Origin of the sequence: Candidatus Hydrogenedens sp. (assembly GCA_035361075.1) — a bacterium.
Lineage (GTDB): Bacteria > Hydrogenedentota > Hydrogenedentia > Hydrogenedentales > Hydrogenedentaceae > Hydrogenedens.
This window is the reverse complement of sequence record DAOSBX010000053.1, coordinates 1-20284: the sequence shown is the minus strand read 5'-3', so window position 1 is coordinate 20284 and position 20284 is coordinate 1. Positions and strand designations below refer to the sequence as shown.

The window sequence follows — 20284 nt, the reverse complement described above, 5'->3', positions numbered from 1 at the left end:
TTTTTTACGATTTCCCATCCCTGTTCCTACTTTTCTTCCTGCCTTTTCTATAATCTTCATTATACTTTGATGAATAATTTCTGGAGGTTCATCAGCGGACGATTTACCTGGATAAATTTCATACAATTTTTTATATTTTGGTGGAGTGAGATTCGGCATGATAACATTGGCTCCCCTATTCAGGGCTAAAATGCGACCTTCTCGCGTATTTACAGTTGCAAGGGCAGTGGTGGCAGGAATGTTTACGGTTGGACATATAATTCGGGTCAATGCAAGGACTTTATATGTCATTAATTCTGTGTTTGGCACAAATTTTTCATCATCTTTTTTATATTCATTAAGGTATTCCTGTCCTAAAGGTGTATCGGGATGAGGAATGTATGGTCCTATTCCTATCATATCAAGGTCTAATTGTTTGAATAGTAGGATATCATTAGCGATGCTTTCATACGTTTGATAGGGTATTCCTATCATTATTCCACTTCCTGCTTCGTAGCCTAATTGTTTAAGCATTTTTAGTTGTTTAATTCTGTTTTCTAAACTCTTTGCTTGTTTTGATGAATGAATTTCATTAAATAGTGTTTCGTCTGAAGTTTCAAATCGAAGAAGATAACGATTTGCTCCAGCAGATTTCCATAATTCTAATGTGTGTTTTTCCTGCTCCCCTAAACTTAATGTAATAGCCACATTTGCATTTTCTTTTATTTTTTTAATTAACTCGGCAATTTTTTCTTTTGTAAAATCGGGGTCTTCCCCGGATTGAAGGACTATTGTTCCATAGCCATTTCTTTTGGCAAATTCCACACACTCCAAAATCTCGCTGTCTTCCATTCTATATCGGGTTAATTTTTTATTAGAAATTCGTATTCCACAGTATAGACAGTTTTTTTTGCAATAGTTTGATATTTCTATCAAACCTCGAAGATGCACCTCTTCTCCTACATATTTACTGCGGATAGAATCTGCCATTTCCCATAGTTCGCTTAATTTATCTTCGTTTTTTTCACGAAGCCAGTTAATAATATCTTTTTTATCCATGTTTTATTTTATTTAATGTTTTGCAACTTTTTTTATTGTTTTCTGTTTATATATTTCCAATGCGGATGGGAACGGTTCTAATGCCCTTTCGAGGATACCTAAAGAATAGGCTATGGTTAACCCATAATTACTTATTGGTATCCCTTGTTTTTTGCAATGCATAATACGATTTAACATAGCACGGCGATTGAGTGTGCATGCTCCACAGTGTATAACCATTTTATATTTTGTTAAATCTGAAAAAAAATCATTTCCCTGAACAGTATCAAATTCTAATTTTCCACCGACATATTGCATTAACCATCTTGGTATTTTAACCCTTCCTATATCATCGGCAATAGGGTGATGCGAGCATGATTCTGCAATAAGTATTTTATCTCCGGGTTTCAATGATTCGATAGCAAGAGTTCCTTCCACCTGTGTAATTAAATCTCCACGGAATCTTGAAAATAATATTGAAAAACTTGTAACCCATACATTGGGAGGAGTATCTGCGACGACTTTTAAGAATGCTTGTGAATCGGTAACAACAATCTTAGGTGGGGTTTTTAATTGTTCTAAAATTCGACGGAGTTCCCTTTCCTTGACAACAACACACATAGCATCGTTATCTAACAAATCACGGATGGATTGAACCTGAGGCATAATAAGTCGTCCTTTAGGTGCTTCTTTATCTATAGGCACGACAAGCACAGCCAATTCACCAGGAGCTACCAAATCTCCTAAAATCGTTGGACTATTTATAAAATCTTCGGGGGCTGAAGAAATGAGGGCATTTTTGAGTTCACTAATACCATCCTGCTTTGATGCAATAGTCTTTACATATAAAATTTTCTCATTTTTAAACTTATTACATAGTGTTTCATCGGGTTCGTGCAGGTCTACTTTGTTAAACACAATAACAATCGGGATATTTCTTGATTTAAACTCGTTATACAAGCTTTCTTCAAATTCTCCCCATATACCGGATTCGGTAACAATAACTGCTACATCGGTTCGGTCAAAAATTTGGCGTGTTTTCTGTATTCGGAGTTCCCCTAAAGCACCGATATCATCAATACCTGCGGTATCAATGAAGAGGACAGGTCCTAATGGTAATAGTTCCATAGGTTTTTCTACGGGGTCTGTTGTGGTTCCTGCGGATTCAGATACAATTGAGACATTTTGTCGTGTAATTGCATTAAGTAAACTGGATTTTCCAACATTTCTTCTACCAAAAAAACCAATATGCAGTCGAAATGATTTTGGTGAGGCTCTAAACATAATCGATTCCTAAACTACTTTTTATTATTCTGGTCTGTAAAACCTAATTTACAAACGGATTCGGGTGCTAAAAGAGTATCAAATTCTTCAGGAGTTAAGATTCCTTCTTCTAATACAATTTCTCGAATACTTTTTTTTGAATTGCCTGTTTTTTTGGCAATCATACATGCTTTTTCATAACCTATTTTTTGTATAAGAGCAGTTAGGGTTGCTGTAGAAGTGTTTATATACCTGTTACAAACATCACGATTTGGTGATATTCCCTTAACACATTTTTCTGCGAATAGTTGTGTTACATTTATTAGCATTTCGATTGTATTTAATAAACAATGTGCAATCAAGGGAAGAAAAGGATTTAGTTCAAGGTTTCCGGAAGAACAGGCATATGTGATAGTCTGGTCAAATCCAAATGTTAACATTGCAACCTGGCATACCGCTTCAGGCAAAACAGGGTTCACTTTTCCGGGCATAATGGATGAACCTGCTTGTAGTTGTGGAAGTTGAATTTCTCGCAGACCTGCTTCGGGTCCGGAAGACATCAATCGTAAATCATTAGCGATTTTGTTGAGGGTTATCGCATATGAACGAATAATTCCTGATACCTCTCCAAAAACATCAAGATTTTGAGTTGCATCTACCAAATTTTCTGCTCTTGAAAAGCCAATATTCGATAACTCTCGCAGAGTATCTACGACACGGAAAATGTAATCTCTTGGTGCACCCAGCCCTGTTCCTATTGCGGTGCCCCCAAGGTTTACTACGCGTAACCTCTCCTCACATTTATAGATACGCCAGCGATCTCGTGCTAAAGCATCTGCGTAGGCACCCATCTCCCGACCTAATGTGATTAACGTTGCATCCTGAAGTTCTGTTCGTCCTACTTTTACGATATCTGAAAACTCTTTTTCAAGAGTTTGAAATGACTCTAAAAGAAAAATAATTGCGGTTTCTAATCTTCGTAACATTCTTATAGTAGCAAGTTTTAAAGCTGTTGGATAAGTATCATTTGTAGATTGATGTAGGTTTATATCATCTAATGGGGAAATGATGTCATATTTTCCTCTCGAATAGCCCAAAATTTCCAAGGCACGATTTGCAATTACTTCATTGATATTCATATTTGTGCTGGTTCCTGCTCCCCCCTGTAGAGCATCCACAATAATATGGTCATTCCATTTACCAATTGCTACTTCCTCGCATGCGTTAAATATAGCCGATGATTTATTAGGAGGATGTGTTAAGTATCCTAACGAATAATTTGTTTTTGCACATGCGAGTTTTACAATTCCATAAGATTGGATTAATTCTGAATGAACTGAGTGTCGGGAAATAGGAAAATTTTCTACTGCACGAGCAGTATGGATACCCCAATAGACATCCGCAGGGATCTTTTTCTCACCTAATAAATCGGTTTCAATTCGGTAGTCTGACATAGCATTTACACATAGACATCTCGTTCGCCTGATTTCACACGAGCCAACATTTCTTCTGTACGTGTTTTTCGGACTTCAGGCATTGTGTTTAATATTTCTTTAATCTTTGTCCAACCTATGTGTTTTGTTTCAGGAGAGGCATAATCTTCGAGATATTCTGCGAAGGTGCTTAGTGCATTTACTTCACAATGATTTTTGATAAGTCCTGGTTTTGCAAGGTCCATAAAGTCAGCACCTGTCCGACCTAAACGATAACATGCAGTGCAAAACGAAGGTATATAACCTAATTGTGTTATATCACGGATAACCTCATCCAGATTGCGGTGGTCACCTAAGGAAAATTGACTCATGTCCTCTTCTTCGCTACCCGTGTAACCACCGGGGTTGGTTCTACTGCCTGCTGAGATTTGTGAGACACCCAGTGCAAAGGTTTCTCTCCGTATATTAGGTGTTTCACGGGTTGACATAATTATTCCTGTATAAGGCACTGCAAGTCTTAATATGGCTACAATTTTTCGGAAATCAAGGTCTGATACTGGATAAGGTGGATGTGAAGCCAAGTCAGAACCTACTGCAGGTTCAAGTCGGGGAACACTTATTGTATGGCATCCTACACCAAAGGTGTCCTCTAAATGTTTAATATGTTGCATCAGAGCAAGAATTTCAAATCTCCAATCAAACAAGCCAAAAAGGACACCGACACCTACATCATCGATACCGGCTTTCATAGCACGGTCCATCGCGGTGATTCTCCAGTCAAAATCTTTTTTAAGTCCACCTACATGAACTTTCTGGTATGTTTCTCTGTGGTATGTCTCCTGAAACAATTGATATGTTCCAATTTTTGCAGATTTTAGTCTTTTAAATTCCTCTAACGATAAGGGGGCTATATTTACGTTGACACGTCGTATCTCTCCCCTATCTCTTTTAACACTATAAATTGTTTCTATACAATGAATGACATAATCAAATCCTTCGGAAGGATAGGACTCACCAGCAACTAATAAAATTCGTTTATGACCCTGGTCAACTAATGTTTCCACTTCTTTCCTCACTTCATCTTGTGTTAATGCCTTTCTGCGGACTAATGTATTACTTCTTCGGAACGCACAATATAAGCATTCATTTTTACAAAGATTTGAGACATAAAGTGGAGCAAAAAGAACCAGCCTTTTACCATAAATTTCTTCTTTTACCTTTCGGGCTGTATCGAAAAGTTCTTTTAACAGGTCAGGGTCACTAATCGTTGCAAGGGTAGCCACTTCTGTTTCATTCAGTCCTTTTAATTCGAGGGCTTTTGCAAGAATTTCTCTAATATAGATGGCATCTTTCCTGACGCTATTTTTAAGAGTATCAAATATTGCCTCTTCATTAATAAAAACTGTTTCTGCATTAGAACTCATAATTTTTTCTCCTTATATTTTATTAGAAAATATCCAATAAGGATATTTATTTGCTAATTTTTTTTAGTACGCTAATTAATTGTTTAGGATTTAAAGGTTTTGATATAAATTCATCAATTTTCATCTGCTTCTTTTCTTCATCAGAACGGGGGCTAATGTCATATCCCAATTTTGAATTTATACCTGTTATCATAATAATGGGAATATGTGCTTTATCATCATTAAATTCTCTAACTTTATTAACAAACTGGATACCTTCATCAATTCCACCCATCATTAAATCAGTAATAATTACGGAGGGGGTGTTGTTTGATAGAAATTCAAGGGCACTCTCTGAATTGGAAAATGTTATTACCTTATAATTTTCTCTCTCTAATACGATTTTACAGAAATCCTGCACATCAATATCATCATCAACTACCATTATAAGTTTCTGATTCATTTTTGTTTCCTATACATATTTACTCACACCCTACAAAGTCCTATGTATTTTTATTATACAACTTTTTTATATTAAAAGGGGAGTGTTTATTAACACTCCCCTTTTATAATGATTGTTCTATACCTTTGTTCTCGGGTTATAGTGTGTATGTAATAGATGATGAGAAGTTTCGCTATTAGGATGTCCTAAAAATTCTTCATATAACTTCTTTATATCTGGGTTCTCGTGGGACTTACGAAGTTGTTTTCCTTCATCCTCTTTATATATTGCCTGAATGCGAGCGAGACGGACAGAATTATCTGTGAGTCGGGGTTGTCCCCCACCGCCAATACATCCACCGGGGCAGGTCATAATTTCTATGAAGTGATATGCCTTTTCTCCGGAGCGAACTCGTTCTATCAATGCTCTTGCATTACCTAACCCATGTGCGACTGCGACATTTACAGTAGCTCCTTCCAAGAAGGACCAATCAGGAACGCATTTTTCAAGTTTCAAAGAGGCTTCTTTAATTCCTTCAAGTCCTTCAATAGGTGTGACATGAAGTCCATCAAAAGGCAGTTCACGACCTGTTACTTTTTCATAAACAGTTCGAATTGCTGCTTCCATAACACCACCCGTATTTGCGAAGATATCCGCAGCACCTGTGGATATTCCTAATGGTGAATCTTGCTTATCATCTGGCAAATTGACAAAATCAATACCTGCTTCTTTTATCATTCTGCCTAACTCACGTGTTGTTAGCACATAATCCACGTCGCGGACGCCAGAACTATTCATTTCTGGACGCTGATGTTCGTATTTCTTTGCGGTGCAGGGCATAATAGAAACAACTACAATATCTTCGGGTTTCTTACCGATTTTCTTTGCATAATAAGTCTTTGCGATAGCACCGAACATCTGTTGAGGCGATTTGCATGTAGAGACATTGGGAATCATATCTGGGTAGAAATGTTCTAAAAATTTAATCCAGCCTGGTGAACAACTGGTAAACATAGGTAAGGCAATGTCTTCACCGTTTACTAATTTTTTCTTCAAACGGGTAAGTAATTCTGTACCTTCTTCCAGAATACAAAGGTCAGCGGCGAAGTTTGTATCAAAAACGGCATGGAAGCCTAATCTACGAAGTGCTGTAACCATTTTTCCTGTAACTAAAGTCCCTGGTGGTAAACCAAAACATTCACCTAATGCGGCACGAATTGCAGGGGCTGTTTGGACAACAACTGTTTTTGTAGGGTCGTCTAATGCGGAGAAGACATCGGCAATTTGGTCTCTTTCCACAATAGCACCTACAGGACACACAGCGCCACATTGACCGCATTGGACACATACAACATCATCTAAATCACTACAAAATGCGGGACCTATTACTGTTTCAAAGCCACGATTTTGGGGGAATAATCCACCGACACCCTGAACTTCATTACAAACCGTAACACACCTTCTGCATAGCACACATTTTGATGTATCCCGAACAATAGCAGGTGTCGTATCGTCAATAATCTGTTTGCTTTTTTCACCTTGATAGCGAATTTCCTTTATCCCAAGGGTTCGTGCTAATGCTTGTAATTCACAATCTTCATTGCGGACACAAATCTGGCAATCGCCATCATGGTCTGATAATAACAATTCCACTACTGTTTTTCGGGCTTCGCGTGCTCTTTTTGAATTCGTATGTATTTTCATACCATCTGCAACAGGAGCGACACATGAAGCGACAAGGGTACGTGCTCCTTCAACTTCAACAACGCAAACACGACAAGCACCAATTGCTTGAATTTCTTCCAAGTAGCATAATGTTGGAATCTGAATTCCTACTTTTTTTGCTGCTTGTAATATAGTCGTTCCCTCGGGAACTTCAATCTGAATTCCATCTATGGTTACTTTTGGCATAATTAAATCTCCTATCTTTTTATTTTTGTGTATTTACAGTTACTTTTGTTTCACGGTAATCGCAACGTAAGCAACGTCTTGCTTCTCGCATTGCTATGGTTTCAGTAAATGGCATTTCAACCTCGTTGAAGTTGTGGACACGTTTTTCAACAGGTAATAGCCTCATTTTTGCTCTTGGGAAATCGACTGGGTCGGATTCGGGGTCAAATTCTGTATCCACGATATATGGTTCTCTCCAGAATGCATGTTCTTCGCCAGTTAGGTATTTATCAATACCTACTGCTGCTCGTTCACCAGCACCAACTGCCTCTACAACCGAAGCAGGTCCTGTGCTAATGTCACCACCAGCAAATAACCATTCTACTGAGGTTTGATTATATACAGGGTCGACCCATAAAAACCCTGAGGGATTTAATTTGACATCTAAACCATCTACATATTGTTTTAAGTTGACTGTTTGACCAATAGCTGCAATAACCTGGTCAGCCTCTTCAATGAAGGGTTCTTCACCTGATTTTGCTTCGGGTCTACGACGTCCTGAACGGTCGTATTCACCTAACCACATGTGTTGACATTTTACACCAACAACTTTTTTGCCCTTTGTAATAATTTCGAGTGGTGAAACTAACATTTTTAGAATCACACCTTCGTTAACCGCTTCTTCTATTTCTTCTTTATATGCTGGCATTTCTTCTCTTGTTCGACGGTATAGAATAGTAACTTTCTTGGCACCCAATCGTATTGCAGTTCGAGCTGCGTCAATTGCGGCATTTCCACCGCCAATAACTACAACCTTCTTACCGACAGGGACAGAACCTCGCAAATTGTATTCACGAAGGAAATCAATGGCTTCTACTACACCTTCTGCATCTTCTCCTGGAATTCTTAACTTTTGTCCCATAGGAGCCCCAATACCTAAAAAGATAGCCTCATAGCCTTCATCTCTTAGACTTTGTAATGTAAAGTCTTTACCTAATGCTTTTTCCGTTTCTATGACAACTCCCATTCTCTCTATCATACGAATTTCACGAGCAAGTTCTTCCCGGGGTAATCGATAAGCAGGAATTGTTTGAACCAACATACCACCTGGTCTGGGTGCAGATTCAAATACACGTGGTTGATAGCCCAACCGTGCTAAGAAATATGCACAGCTTAGCCCTGCTGGACCTGCACCTATTATTGCAATCTTTCTTTTGAGGTTTTGTTCATTTTCACGGATTTCAGGAAGTTGAATTGTTACTTCTTGTTCGACCATGAACCGTTTCAATCCACGTATAGATACTGCATCATCTAATGTGGCTCTACGGCACTTATCTTCACAGGTATGGAAGCAAACCCGAGCACAAACAGAAGCAAATGGATTTTGGTCTCTGTGAACCCGCAACGCTTCCGCATACCGTTTTTCTGCGATAAGAGAAACAAAACCTGGAATGTATACATTTGCTGGGCAAGCACTCATACAGGGTGCCCGAACAAGGGAAGGACACACACCTGCTGGGCATCTGTGTTCCCTTATATGTATTTCAAACTCTTCACGGAAATGGCGAATAGCGGAAAGAACTGGGTTTGGAGCTGTTTGTCCTAAACCGCATAAGGAAGCATCTTTAATCTTTTGTCCCAATTCGATTAACTTTTCAATGTCACCTTCCTCTCCCCTACCTTCACAAATCCTCGTTACAATTTCTAACATTCTTTTCGTTCCAACTCGGCATGGGACACATTTACCACAAGATTCATCTTGAACGAAATCAAGGAAGAAACGAGCCATATCTACCATACACGTATCTTCATCCATAACGATTAATCCGCCAGAACCCATAATCGCTCCTAATTCTTGTAATGACTCGTAATCTACTGGTACATTCAAGTGCTGTTTTGGGATACACCCACCAGAAGGACCTCCGATTTGTGCCGCTTTAAATTGTTTGCCTCGTGGAATTCCACCACCGATGTCATAAATAATTTCGCCTAATGGTGTACCGATTGGAATTTCGACTAATCCTGTATTGTTTACTGCTCCTGCCAGTGCAAATACTTTAGTCCCTTTGCTTTTCGCTGTTCCTATTGAGGCAAACCAATCAGCACCTTTTAATATAATCACAGGGATATTTGCATAGGTCTCGACATTATTTAACAAACTGGGTTTTTCCCATAAACCCTTATATGCGGGGAACGGTGGACGCGGTCTGGGTTCGCCACGTTTTCCTTCGATAGAACGCATCAATGCAGTTTCTTCACCACATACGAAAGCTCCAGAACCCATACGTATTTCAAGGTCAAAACTGAAATTCGTTCCCATAATGTTTTTGCCTAATAAACCATATTCTCTGGCTTGTGCTATCGCTATATTTAATCTTTCAACTGCCAGAGGATATTCTGCACGGACATAAATATATCCCTGGTCAGAACCAATGGCGTATCCTGCAATAATCATTGCTTCAATAACACTATGTGGGTCGCCTTCCAGAACGCTTCTGTCCATAAATGCACCTGGGTCTCCTTCATCTGCGTTGCAAAGGACATATTTCTTATCTCCTGGTGCTTTTCTTGTAACTTCCCATTTAATTCCTGTCGGGAACCCTGCACCGCCTCGACCACGTAGCCCTGATTTTTTGACTTCTTCTACAACTTGTTCGGGTGTCATTTGGGTTAATACCTTTGCTAAGGCTTGATAACCATCCCTGGCTATATATTCTTCAATTTTTGTAGGGTCGATAATACCGCAATTTCTTAACACAATTTTTGTCTGTTGTTTAAAGAAACCGATTTCCTGCAATGCAGGTATAATCTGAGAGGTTGTCGTAGATTTAAAATTTAATCTACTGACTGGTCGACCCTTTAACAGATGTTCAACGACGATGTCTTCAACATCTGTTGTTTTGACACCTTGATAGAAAATGGCGTCAGGATAAATAACAACCACAGGACCAATGGCACATGGACCTAGACATCCTGTATGTACTACTTGTATTTCTTCTGATAAACCATGTTTTGCAAGTGCTTCTGAGAAAGCACTGCTTACCTCCATAGAGCCTGAGGCGACACATCCTGCGCCCGCACAGATTAACACATGACTTCGAACTAAATTCATATTTTATCTCCTTTCTATAAAATTATGTTTTCTTATATTTTTATCTTTCATAAACATAAACCTTTATGGGATAACTTCAACCTGTCCTACTAAATACCGTTTCTCATTATCTTTATTTGAGATAGGTAATTGTATTACTGGTGTTCCTGTACGTGTTCCGATGGAAACGTAAACTGAATAATTTCCCTCTTTTAATAAGTAGGGAAGTAAAAATGTGGCTTTCCGTTTTATAGTCTGAACTTCATTAGGCAAACTAACTGGCAATGTGTTTACATTAAAAGTATCGTCAACAAATGTGGCGACAATTCCACCTTTATCATCTTTCCATGTAAATATTGGAAAACCGCCTTTATAACAAGGTGCAACTCCTTTATTAGCAAATTGATACTCGACATCCCATCGATTGTTAGAGATTTTCACTTGTTTCTGCCATTTAATCTCGGTAGGAAGTATTCGATAACCTAACCGAAGATTCATTTTATCAATCAAATCTTTTCGCTCTTGTAAGAATTCTCTGGGCCACCAATGAATCGATGCATAACTTGCATGATACTCCTCTACTGCTTGTAGATATTTTGTTCCGTCTCCCCAATGTCCATTTGTTTTAGAATTGCCATAATGTTCACTTTCTAAAATCACCGCTTTATCTTTCCAAAACTCCTGTGCAATACCTGCACTCATATACGCATACTCTCCACCTTGAACTAATATACTATCATCGCGAAGGGTTAAGCCTTTTTCTTTCGCATAAGCGATTATCTCTTTTTGCTCTGGTGACAATTCTGTTATCTTTTGTCCATTGGTAATACTATCATCGTTCAAAGCGATTAAGGTGTTTTTAAAATGTTTGACGTGCAAGTCTATATGTTTTTTTACCGTCTCGACGCTGATTTTTTGTTGTGAACTATGCCACGTATGCCCTTCTCCCCAGACACCTAATGAGCCAATATCTATGAAGGCAACTTCAGGGTTGCCATCGTACCGTTTTGCTAACTCTTGTAAGAAATGGTCTAATTTTTCTAAGAATATAGGGTCACTATAATCAGGTTCCCAATGTGTTCCGTCTTCTTTTGTTCCTTGTAGTGGTGTAAAGAAATAGCCCTTAGCACCGACATCGTAAACCCATTTTGGGGTTGCCCATTGAATAGGTGTTTCACTACATGTGATGCGGAGTGCAATTTGCTTTTCCTTAGCAATCCATCTCTGGGCAGGGGTATCCAAAACAGACCAATTAAATTTGCCTTCTTCTGGCTCTAAAAAGGACCATGCGATACGGAGATAGATCACAGTCAATCCTGGGAAATCGTCTACCGTATCTGATGGCTCTAATTTAGAACCATAATTTTCAGGGACATTGTCATAGAAATGTAGAACCCACCCCATCCCTGGATTAATAAGTGCTTCACCTGTGTCTTCTGGATGAACAACCTCGAATTCTACATCTGATGAAAAACAAAATTGTGGATAGGAAATAAGAATCAACACTATTCCTATTACAATTTTTACATCATCTTTGTTTTTAATTATCCATTTATCCATTTGTAAACCCAAAGAATGATTGTTTAATTACGAAATAAGGTATTCCATTACTGGTTTCCCAGATATGATATGTTGCTGAACAATAGTTCTCACTTTTTCTGCGTTCAACTTGCCATATCGATATTCAGTTCCTGAAGATTTTTGAAGAACTGTAATCATAGGTTCACGGTCACATAAACCAGCGCATCCAGACTGACGAACAGTTACATAGTCAATACCCTGAGACGAGAGTTCAGCCACTAAATTTTTTAAGACATCTCTGGCACCAGCTGCGATGCCACATGTTCCCATGTGGACCGTTACTACTAACTCTTTTTGTTGTGAGCGGATATTAATTTCTTTGAGTGCTTTTTCTTTTAAAGCATTTAGGTCTTCTGGTGAACGAATTATATCTGCCATAATAAAATCTCCTTTATTTTGTTGACTTTTCTTCTATATTTTTATCAATATACATATCAAGGATTGCTTGAATTTTAGCGGGCTTAACTCTTTGATGTACTTCATTATCAATCATAATGGCTGGAGCGAGACCACAAGCCCCAAAACAACGAGCCACATCTAATGAGAACATTCTATCTTTTGTAGTTTCGCCAACATCAATCTTTAGTTTGTCTTTCAAAGCAGACAACACTTGTTTTCCGCCACGAACATAACAGGCAGTCCCTAAACAAACACGTATTGTGTGTTTTCCGCGAGGTTGCGTTGAAAAGAATGAATAAAAAGTAACAACACCGGCCACTTCACTATAGGATTTGTTTAATCCTAAACTGATTTTTTTTAGTGCACTTTCGGGTAAATATCCGAACATAGCCTGTGCAATTTGCAGAACAGGAATAAGTGCACCTGGCTTGTCTCGATATTCTGCAATAATTCCGTCGAGACGAGTTAGTAATTCTTCTTCGCTTGCCTCTTCAACGCAAGCATGTTTTGTTTCTTTGTTCATATATTTTCTCCTATAAAAAAGTTTTTATTTATTGGTTTGTTAGTAAGGTTTCCTTTTCTTCTTCCATATTATCATTTTCTGTCTTCCAATATTCTTCTTTTTCGTAATGTTTCATTCGTCGTGCAAAAAATGCAACTTTTTCAAATGTAGCTGAAAGGTCAACATGTTCAACAAAAACGTAATCGGGGACTTTTACTCGCAAGGGTGAAAAATTCAAAATACCCCGAATCCCAGCATGGATTAGTAAGTCACATACATTTTGAGCTCCTTCACCTGGTATGGCAATAATCCCCACCATACTTTTTGTCTCGTTAACTACTCGTGTTAGTTCAGACATTGGATAGCATTTACAACCATGAAACGTTTGCCCTACTTTTTCTGGGTCTTTATCAAATGAGGCACGTATAGCCAACTGCCTCCAACGACCAGCAAAGTTCGCTAATAAGGCAAGTCCTAAATGTCCTACTCCAACTAACACTGCACTTTGTGGTAATGGTGAATCTAAGAAATTAGCAATACTTTCTAATAAAGGTCTAATTTTATAACCACTATTTGGAACTCCAGAATATCCTAATTGCATAATGTCTCTTCTAACTTGTGATGGTTTAATATGGAGTAACATAGCAAGTTCATGAGACATTATTGTTTCTTTACCCTCTACCCTTAATTGCTGTAGGACACGGCGATATAAACTTAATCTTTCAACTGTTTTTTCAGATACCATAATAATTTATTTAAGTTTAAGTTAAATTATTTGTGAAAATTTGAACAAACTTTATATACTTACCTTTAAGTATAATTGTGAAACTATGAACAAATTATAACATATAATTAGTCTCATGTCAAGTAAAAAATAATTTTTTATTTAAATTTTTATTTTTTAATTGAAAAAATGTATCTACTAAGTTTTATTGAATTTTTCTTTTTATTATGATATAATTTTAAATAAGGTTTAATTGTTATTTTTTATTTTTAAGAATATAAACAGAAAGGAGACAGAAATGAAACTACATTTTTTACGTTCATGTTGTGCATTCTTTTTATCTGCATTGATTTTGTTTAGTAGTTTATTTGCATTTGCTCAAGAAGAGGTCCCACGAGTTCTATTAGTTGGTGATAGCTGGACTGGTTTTATGTGGGCATTTAGAACCTTTAAAGAAATTTTTCTTGAAACACCTGGAATGGAGCATCTAAGAGAGATAGGTAGTCGCACTGCTATTATGGGGGCTCGAGCTTTTGAGTTTTATCCAGAGGAATATAATTATATTCAAAATGTAAAGGAAGAATTAGAAAAATATCCGACTATTGACATTGTTGTTATGACGTTAGGGGGAAATGATTTTCTACGAGGTACACCTCAAACCTCTCGTTGGAATTGTGATATGCTTTCCAATCCTGCACAGGAAGCATATATCATAAACACTATTGTAAATTATATGAGTGGTATTATAGATGAAATTTTAGCTGTTAGACCTGATATTCGAGTAGCCTTATGTGGATATACTTTTGCAGGAAGAGACCGTGGTGGATGTTCGATTTGTGACCAACAAAATGCTTTTGTTCGTTTTGAGCAAGCCAAAAAGGTACTTGCAGATAGTAAACCCCGTGTATATTATGTTCACAACCTTGGATTAATGCAATATCATTTTGGGACATCAACACCCACAAATTTACCTCCCTATTCAGTTCCTTATCCTGGTAATTATCCTTCTTACTCTCCCTTTCCTGGAGGTGACCCTTGCTCATTAGTTCACCCCGATGGACTTTTTGATGGTGACATTCATTTATCTCAAGCAGGTTACAGAATATTAGCACAGAGATGTATGTCTGAATTTATTACTCAATGGTTGGATTATCCAAAAGTTTATTTGATTAATAGTGTTTCTTCTAATGGAAATACAATGACTTTTTCAGTAACCTTTAGTGAGCCTGTTTCCAATGTTGATATAACCGATTTTAATGCAAAGGACAGTCTATCCTCTCCCCTTCCTATCTTATCTGTTACTAATGTTCAGGCGAATCAGATTTACAATGTAGTTGTAGATATTACTGGTGGTGTTGGAAATGTTACACTTTGCGTGATTGATGATGATTCTATCGTAGACAGCACCTCAAAACCATTGGGAGGACCCGGCACGGGAAATGCAGAAGGGAATGGGGATTTTTGCTATAACGGTGTTTGGGAGTATCATGATTTTATAAGGCAACCTGACCATGAAATTGTAGCAGGTATGCAATATTTACATGAAAATTTAAGCGCTTATTATGTTTTATTAGGAGACCAGGGAGCAGAAGGGCTTTCGTTTAGTCCAGAGGAATGCGATTTGAACGGCGGACAAATATCTATAGATCCTATTGTTATTTCTGGAAATGGAATGTTAGACTCATTGGAATTTCATCTTATTACAGAATGTTATAACAATCCATCTATTGATTTTACAGCCAATGGAGGGGTAAGTCATCAAATTGCTGTCAACACTTTCGATCATAATATGCAGAGAATGGTTACTGACTGTGGTGGCGAAGGAAGTATTGTAAATACTATTTTTTATGGCTTACCTCAAATGTTAGCGGGTTATATGACCTTAGGGAATCAAGAATCTACAATGATACCCACTGTAATTTCTATAGCGGCACAAGCTATAGACCCCAGTTTCAATATACACGTAAACATAATTTATCCATTTAATTATCAGACCTTACCTCAATATTTTGGACCTGATGGGGATGCGGATGGTGATGGATGGACGAATAAGCAAGAATATGAATATTTTGTCCGTTCTAACATGAACTATGAAGATAAAAAGCAAGCATATCTTAATTCTGCACTTAATCCTGACGTTTATCCTGGTTCAGATTGTGAAGATTGTCATTCATCATCCACATTAGGCGGTATTTTTGAAGTCGGGGCTGATATATGTCTGCGTGTTCCAGACCCTGTGGCGAATAACTCAACTTTCCAATGGAGTAAAGTAAATGGAGATTTAGAATCACGAGGCTTAAACACTCATTGTCGTTCTCTCTGGATTCCCAATGCACAAATTGAGGATACAGGAACATATATTTGTGAATATGATAATGGACAGAAAACCAACGCCACTTATGAATTTCATGTTATCATTTCTGATGAAGTTCCTATTAGTTCCACATTAACACTTATATTGTTTGTAAGCGTTATAACTTTGTGTACTGTGATACTCATCAGAAAACAATATGCAAGATAAATAATCAGAATTAAAACATAACCCCTTAAACATAAAATATGTTTAAGGGGTTTTTATTTGTCAAGTCGTGATAATCCGCATTGTTTTGCAAAGCAGATAGCTTCTTCAATTTCTTCCCATGTTGGTCTTCGTGAGATTGACGAATAACGTGGATTATCAGGAACTTTGTATGTGGGTCGATACTGCTCCATAATATTGATATAGGTGTTTTTCGAAATATTTATTGATAACCATTTCAAAATTTCTTTTGTTTCATGAATTAAACTGGGCATTACGAGATGTCTTACTAATAATCCCCGCTGGGCAATTCCATCGGAATTTATTATTAAATCCCCTACCTGACGATGCATTTCTTTTATAGATTCTTTTGCTATATCGGGATAATTCTTTGCATTAGAATAGTTCCATGCGGTTTCTTCGTTCCAATATTTTATATCGGGCATGTAAATATCAATCCAGTTTTCAAGTATTTTTAATGAATCAACACTATCGTAGGAATTTGTGTTATAAACAATAGGAATTTGCAATCCACCGTGTTTGGCAATGATTAATGCTTCAATAATTTGAGGGACTACATGAGATGGTGATACTAAGTTAATGTTATGACAACCTAATGATTGTAGATTTAACATCATCTCTGCAATGATTTCTGGTGAACATTCTGAACCCGAAGGATACTGACTAATTTCATAATTCTGGCAAAACACACAATTTAAATTGCAACCACTGAAAAATATCGTCCCAGAGCCATGCCAGCCGACTAAACAGGGCTCTTCTCCAAAATGAGGGAAAGCACTGGATACTCGTGCATATCGACCTATCTTACAATGACCTGTCTTATTCTCTAATCTATTAACACCACAGTTTCGTGGACAAACACAACAATTTTTTAATAACTCATGAGCCCATTTAAAACACTGTTTTTCTATATCTTCACTAATATAAAGATATACAGGTTTCCTATCCTCCATTCCCAAGTCCTTTGACTACATCTATTACTATCTTAAATTAATTCATTTAAAACTTTTGAATAATGTACATATACATTATTGTTAATAAGCCATGTGAATAAAATCACTTTAAACAAAATACTTGATAAGGAAATTATATATTTATCCTTCCCACATGTTATATCCAATATCTTGTTTCCAAATCTTATCTAATCTCTTTTTAAGGACACTCCCCTCTTCTTTTTCTGAAGATAAACACAACTTACGATAACGAATAAGGTGGTTATTATTGTTATGGATAAGCCATTAGAGGCAGGTATAGTCCCCTGTGGAACTATATCAACATAAACAGGTTCTGAATAGAGTAAAGCCTTGGCACTATCAGTAACTACACATTGATATGAACCTCCATTGGCAATATCAACATCTCTAATTATAAGGCGTGTTTGTTGAGCACCTATTATTTCTTCGCCATTATGAGTCCAACGAACAAAATAGGGTTCGGCGACATCTGTGAGTTGAACCCGTAAGTCAATAGAGCCACCTTCTTCTATTTTGATACTACCACTCGGATAGATTTTTACCCGTTCAGATGCGGGAGCCTGCCCATTTCCCTGATATGTAGAATCTCTACAAAGCCCAATCCAATGTATTTTTATGTTCCCTGGATATACTCCACCTGTGTCGAACCGTATTTGTGTAATCATATTTTCATTCCATAATGATGGACTTTTCCCTAAATCAGATAACGTCTGTGGAATATTAATAAGATAAACATGTCTGCCTAAACGAGCAGGAAAAACTACTGATTTTTGTTCGTCCCAGATTTCATCAGAGGAGTGAATAAAAAATAATTGGAACCAGTGGTCTTGTTCAGTGGAGTATTCAATATCTGCTTGCAACCATGGGTAATCGTAACCGTTCAACCTCAATCCGTATGGAGAATGAATATAGGGGTCTCCACAATTAAATTCCAAGAACAAATAGCCATTTGTAACTTGTGAGTTTTCAATACAGTTGAATCCTCCCCAACCATCATAGTATCCATCGGTTGAAAATTCCCATACACTTCCATATGTAATACCGAACCAATATATTTTCACATTGTTTTCTTGATATTCAGGTGGGTCAAACCGAATCTGCTCAATGGTTTGTCCCAACCATTTATTGGGATATAGTATTTTTTGGGGAATGTTAATAAGATATGTATGTTTTCCAGGAACGACCTGAAAATAAACTGCTTTTTCCTCACTCCAATTACTATCTTCTTCTGTAATAAAATATATCTGGGCATTACCTGTAATACTTGAATTAAATTCGATTTCAGCATGCAGGAAATGGAAATTTGAACCGTCTATTTTCAGATTATTTGGGCTCAAAATTGATGGGTCACCTCCTGTAATACGAAAAGACAACACGTCACCACTAACTTGAAAATCTTGCACATATTCATTCCCAGGATACCATCCTTCATTATTACCATGAAATTCCCAAACAATTGCTGTAGATTTTATTGAGAATAAAATTACATACGACAATATTAACCCAATACATCTCATTCTCATTTTACCATCTCCTATAAAATATCTGTGTTTTATTAATATCTAATGTTTTTATAAATATTATAATAAATTTATCTTTATAGAAGTATATTTTTAAACTTTTATGACTCAATAGTAGAGGCTTTTCTATTTCTATAACAGAATTATAAAACATACGTAATTCTTAAAAATTTGACTTTTTAGTTAGTTTATGGCAGAATTATTGTATGTTTAATGCTTAATAGCATCAATAAAATATTAACAATTTAACGATAGGAGGTTTTATATGAAGAAAAGTAAGAAAGGTTTCACACTAATTGAACTGTTAGTCGTCATTGCTATTATCGGAATTCTTGCGGCTATCTTATTACCTGCGTTAGCGAGGGCACGTGAAGCGGCGAGAAGGTCAAGCTGTCAGAATAACTTGAAGCAGTGGGGATTAGTATTCAAGATGTATTGCAATGAAACGAAAGGTGAACGGTTTCCACGAATTCTCGTAAGGGAAGGTGCTCAACCTATTTACAGAGATTGCGATGTCGCCAACCCGACATACACTACTTTCCAGAGGTCTGTATTCCTTGCGATGGGTCCTGATTTAACGACTTTGTATCCTGAATATTTAACTGACCCTGCAATAATCTTTTGTCCCTCTGATGCACAAAGTACTATTAAAGATGTTACCAATGATGCAACAGGAGAAAATACAGCAGGCTGGTTATGTACTAATGAGCATTACGGTGCAGCTGCGATAGATGAAAGCTACATATATATTGGCTGGGTTTTGGACCGTGCTAAAACGACAGACAATCCGATGACACTACCCCCAGTTCCTCCATTAATTAATCAGTCTGTAACTGGGCCTGGTCAAGTTGTTGAACTTGCAATGAATACCCTCGTTCCTGTTTTTATGAATCCGTCCCAATGGCCCAATCTTGTTGATAAAGATGTACCTGTAACAGCAGGTAATGGGAATGGCGGAGGGAATGTGGTATATAGACTTAGAGAAGGTATTGAAAGGTTCTTAATTACGGATATTAATAACCCTGCTGCTTCTGCTCAAGCACAGAGTTCCGTATGGATTATGCTTGACCATGTTTCAACCAAGACAGAAGGGTTTAATCATATTCCAGGAGGTTCTAATGTGCTTTATATGGATGGGCATGTAGAATTTATCCGTTATGTGGCAGAAGACCCATTAAACCCGACAGGTGCTGGAACTCCTCCTGTAAATGCAGGTATGGCGGAAGTTATAGGTATGTTTATTTAATAAATGCCTTTTTTTAATTAACCAAGCTGAATTATTACATGCTTATATATAATGTGAAAATAGAATGGGCGGATATATATTCGCCCATTCTAAATTTATGTCTTCCAAATTGAAGAAGAATCACATACGTTTATTTTTTATTACTTGATACTAATTATAAAGTTATTTCATTCTATCAATTAGAAAACGTATTTGTTTATTGGATTAATTTTCCTTGATATTCCCCTGTTAGGGTCTTTAAGAACTTTGTAATTTTTTCC

The 20284-nt window shown here is 37.2% G+C and carries 15 protein-coding genes; 2 read left to right on the top strand and 13 right to left on the bottom strand.

Annotated features, from left to right (window positions below; all coding sequences use genetic code 11):
* From hydE to PLJ10_12490, 11 genes are all read right to left on the bottom strand, one after another.
* Positions 1-1038: [FeFe] hydrogenase H-cluster radical SAM maturase HydE (gene hydE / locus PLJ10_12540; GenBank protein HOK10471.1), on the bottom strand; the 1038-nt coding region annotated here is incomplete at its 3' end.
* A 12-nt stretch (positions 1039-1050) separates the two neighbouring features.
* Positions 1051-2301 (bottom strand): [FeFe] hydrogenase H-cluster maturation GTPase HydF, encoded by a 1251-nt coding sequence (gene hydF / locus PLJ10_12535; protein HOK10470.1) that lies wholly within the window; start codon positions 2299-2301, stop codon positions 1051-1053.
* A 14-nt stretch (positions 2302-2315) separates the two neighbouring features.
* On the bottom strand, positions 2316-3734 hold the full coding sequence (locus tag PLJ10_12530) for an aspartate ammonia-lyase (GenBank protein ID HOK10469.1): 1419 nt from the start codon (positions 3732-3734) through the stop codon (positions 2316-2318).
* Positions 3735-3739: 5 nt separating this feature from the next.
* On the bottom strand, positions 3740-5137 hold the full coding sequence (gene hydG, locus PLJ10_12525; GenBank protein HOK10468.1) for a [FeFe] hydrogenase H-cluster radical SAM maturase HydG: 1398 nt from the start codon (positions 5135-5137) through the stop codon (positions 3740-3742).
* A 46-nt stretch (positions 5138-5183) separates the two neighbouring features.
* Positions 5184-5579 (bottom strand): response regulator, encoded by a 396-nt coding sequence (locus PLJ10_12520; GenBank protein HOK10467.1) that lies wholly within the window; start codon positions 5577-5579, stop codon positions 5184-5186.
* A gap of 117 nt (positions 5580-5696) precedes the next feature.
* Positions 5697-7469, bottom strand: a complete 1773-nt coding sequence (locus PLJ10_12515; GenBank protein ID HOK10466.1) for an NADH-dependent [FeFe] hydrogenase, group A6 — start codon at positions 7467-7469, stop codon at positions 5697-5699.
* Positions 7470-7488: 19 nt separating this feature from the next.
* On the bottom strand, positions 7489-10560 hold the full coding sequence (gene nuoF, locus PLJ10_12510; GenBank protein ID HOK10465.1) for an NADH-quinone oxidoreductase subunit NuoF: 3072 nt from the start codon (positions 10558-10560) through the stop codon (positions 7489-7491).
* 63 nt (positions 10561-10623) lie between these two features.
* Positions 10624-12099, bottom strand: a complete 1476-nt coding sequence (locus tag PLJ10_12505; protein ID HOK10464.1) for a beta-galactosidase — start codon at positions 12097-12099, stop codon at positions 10624-10626.
* Positions 12100-12126: 27 nt separating this feature from the next.
* On the bottom strand, positions 12127-12498 hold the full coding sequence (locus PLJ10_12500; GenBank protein HOK10463.1) for a (2Fe-2S) ferredoxin domain-containing protein: 372 nt from the start codon (positions 12496-12498) through the stop codon (positions 12127-12129).
* Positions 12499-12511: 13 nt separating this feature from the next.
* Positions 12512-13042: an NADH-quinone oxidoreductase subunit NuoE gene (nuoE, locus tag PLJ10_12495; GenBank protein HOK10462.1), complete on the bottom strand. Its 531-nt coding sequence runs from the start codon at positions 13040-13042 to the stop codon at positions 12512-12514.
* A gap of 28 nt (positions 13043-13070) precedes the next feature.
* Positions 13071-13766, bottom strand: coding sequence for a redox-sensing transcriptional repressor Rex (locus tag PLJ10_12490; protein HOK10461.1), 696 nt, complete (start codon positions 13764-13766; stop codon positions 13071-13073).
* Between the two features lie 277 nt (positions 13767-14043).
* Between PLJ10_12490 and PLJ10_12485 the strand changes: the two genes are divergently transcribed.
* The gene (locus PLJ10_12485) at positions 14044-16266 is read left to right on the top strand and encodes a hypothetical protein (protein ID HOK10460.1); all 2223 of its coding nucleotides are present in this window, start codon (positions 14044-14046) and stop codon (positions 16264-16266) included.
* A gap of 53 nt (positions 16267-16319) precedes the next feature.
* On the opposite strand, the gene PLJ10_12480 is transcribed toward PLJ10_12485, so the two are convergent.
* A complete protein-coding gene (locus PLJ10_12480; protein HOK10459.1) occupies positions 16320-17237 on the bottom strand; it encodes a radical SAM protein in 918 nt (305 codons plus the stop codon).
* Positions 17238-17425: 188 nt separating this feature from the next.
* Positions 17426-18781: a hypothetical protein gene (locus PLJ10_12475; protein ID HOK10458.1), complete on the bottom strand. Its 1356-nt coding sequence runs from the start codon at positions 18779-18781 to the stop codon at positions 17426-17428.
* A gap of 262 nt (positions 18782-19043) precedes the next feature.
* Here PLJ10_12475 and PLJ10_12470 point away from each other — a divergent pair, with 262 nt between their 5' ends.
* A complete protein-coding gene (locus PLJ10_12470; GenBank protein HOK10457.1) occupies positions 19044-20024 on the top strand; it encodes a prepilin-type N-terminal cleavage/methylation domain-containing protein in 981 nt (326 codons plus the stop codon).
* The last annotated feature ends 260 nt before the right edge of the window (positions 20025-20284 follow it).

Excerpts from the sequence above, each read along its gene's own strand:
- PLJ10_12500 (HOK10463.1), bottom strand. The coding sequence starts at position 12,498 with ATGGCAGATATAATTCGTTCACCAGAAGACCTAAATGCTTTAAAAGAA.
- PLJ10_12520 (HOK10467.1), bottom strand. The coding sequence starts at position 5,579 with ATGAATCAGAAACTTATAATGGTAGTTGATGATGATATTGATGTGCAG.
- nuoF (HOK10465.1), bottom strand. The coding sequence starts at position 10,560 with ATGAATTTAGTTCGAAGTCATGTGTTAATCTGTGCGGGCGCAGGATGT.
- PLJ10_12470 (HOK10457.1), top strand. The coding sequence starts at position 19,044 with ATGAAGAAAAGTAAGAAAGGTTTCACACTAATTGAACTGTTAGTCGTC.
- PLJ10_12505 (HOK10464.1), bottom strand. The coding sequence starts at position 12,099 with ATGGATAAATGGATAATTAAAAACAAAGATGATGTAAAAATTGTAATA.
- hydG (HOK10468.1), bottom strand. The coding sequence starts at position 5,137 with ATGAGTTCTAATGCAGAAACAGTTTTTATTAATGAAGAGGCAATATTT.
- nuoE (HOK10462.1), bottom strand. The coding sequence starts at position 13,042 with ATGAACAAAGAAACAAAACATGCTTGCGTTGAAGAGGCAAGCGAAGAA.
- PLJ10_12490 (HOK10461.1), bottom strand. The coding sequence starts at position 13,766 with ATGGTATCTGAAAAAACAGTTGAAAGATTAAGTTTATATCGCCGTGTC.
- PLJ10_12480 (HOK10459.1), bottom strand. The coding sequence starts at position 17,237 with ATGGAGGATAGGAAACCTGTATATCTTTATATTAGTGAAGATATAGAA.
- hydF (HOK10470.1), bottom strand. The coding sequence starts at position 2,301 with ATGTTTAGAGCCTCACCAAAATCATTTCGACTGCATATTGGTTTTTTT.
- PLJ10_12530 (HOK10469.1), bottom strand. The coding sequence starts at position 3,734 with ATGTCAGACTACCGAATTGAAACCGATTTATTAGGTGAGAAAAAGATC.
- PLJ10_12475 (HOK10458.1), bottom strand. The coding sequence starts at position 18,781 with ATGAGAATGAGATGTATTGGGTTAATATTGTCGTATGTAATTTTATTC.
- PLJ10_12515 (HOK10466.1), bottom strand. The coding sequence starts at position 7,469 with ATGCCAAAAGTAACCATAGATGGAATTCAGATTGAAGTTCCCGAGGGA.
- PLJ10_12485 (HOK10460.1), top strand. The coding sequence starts at position 14,044 with ATGAAACTACATTTTTTACGTTCATGTTGTGCATTCTTTTTATCTGCA.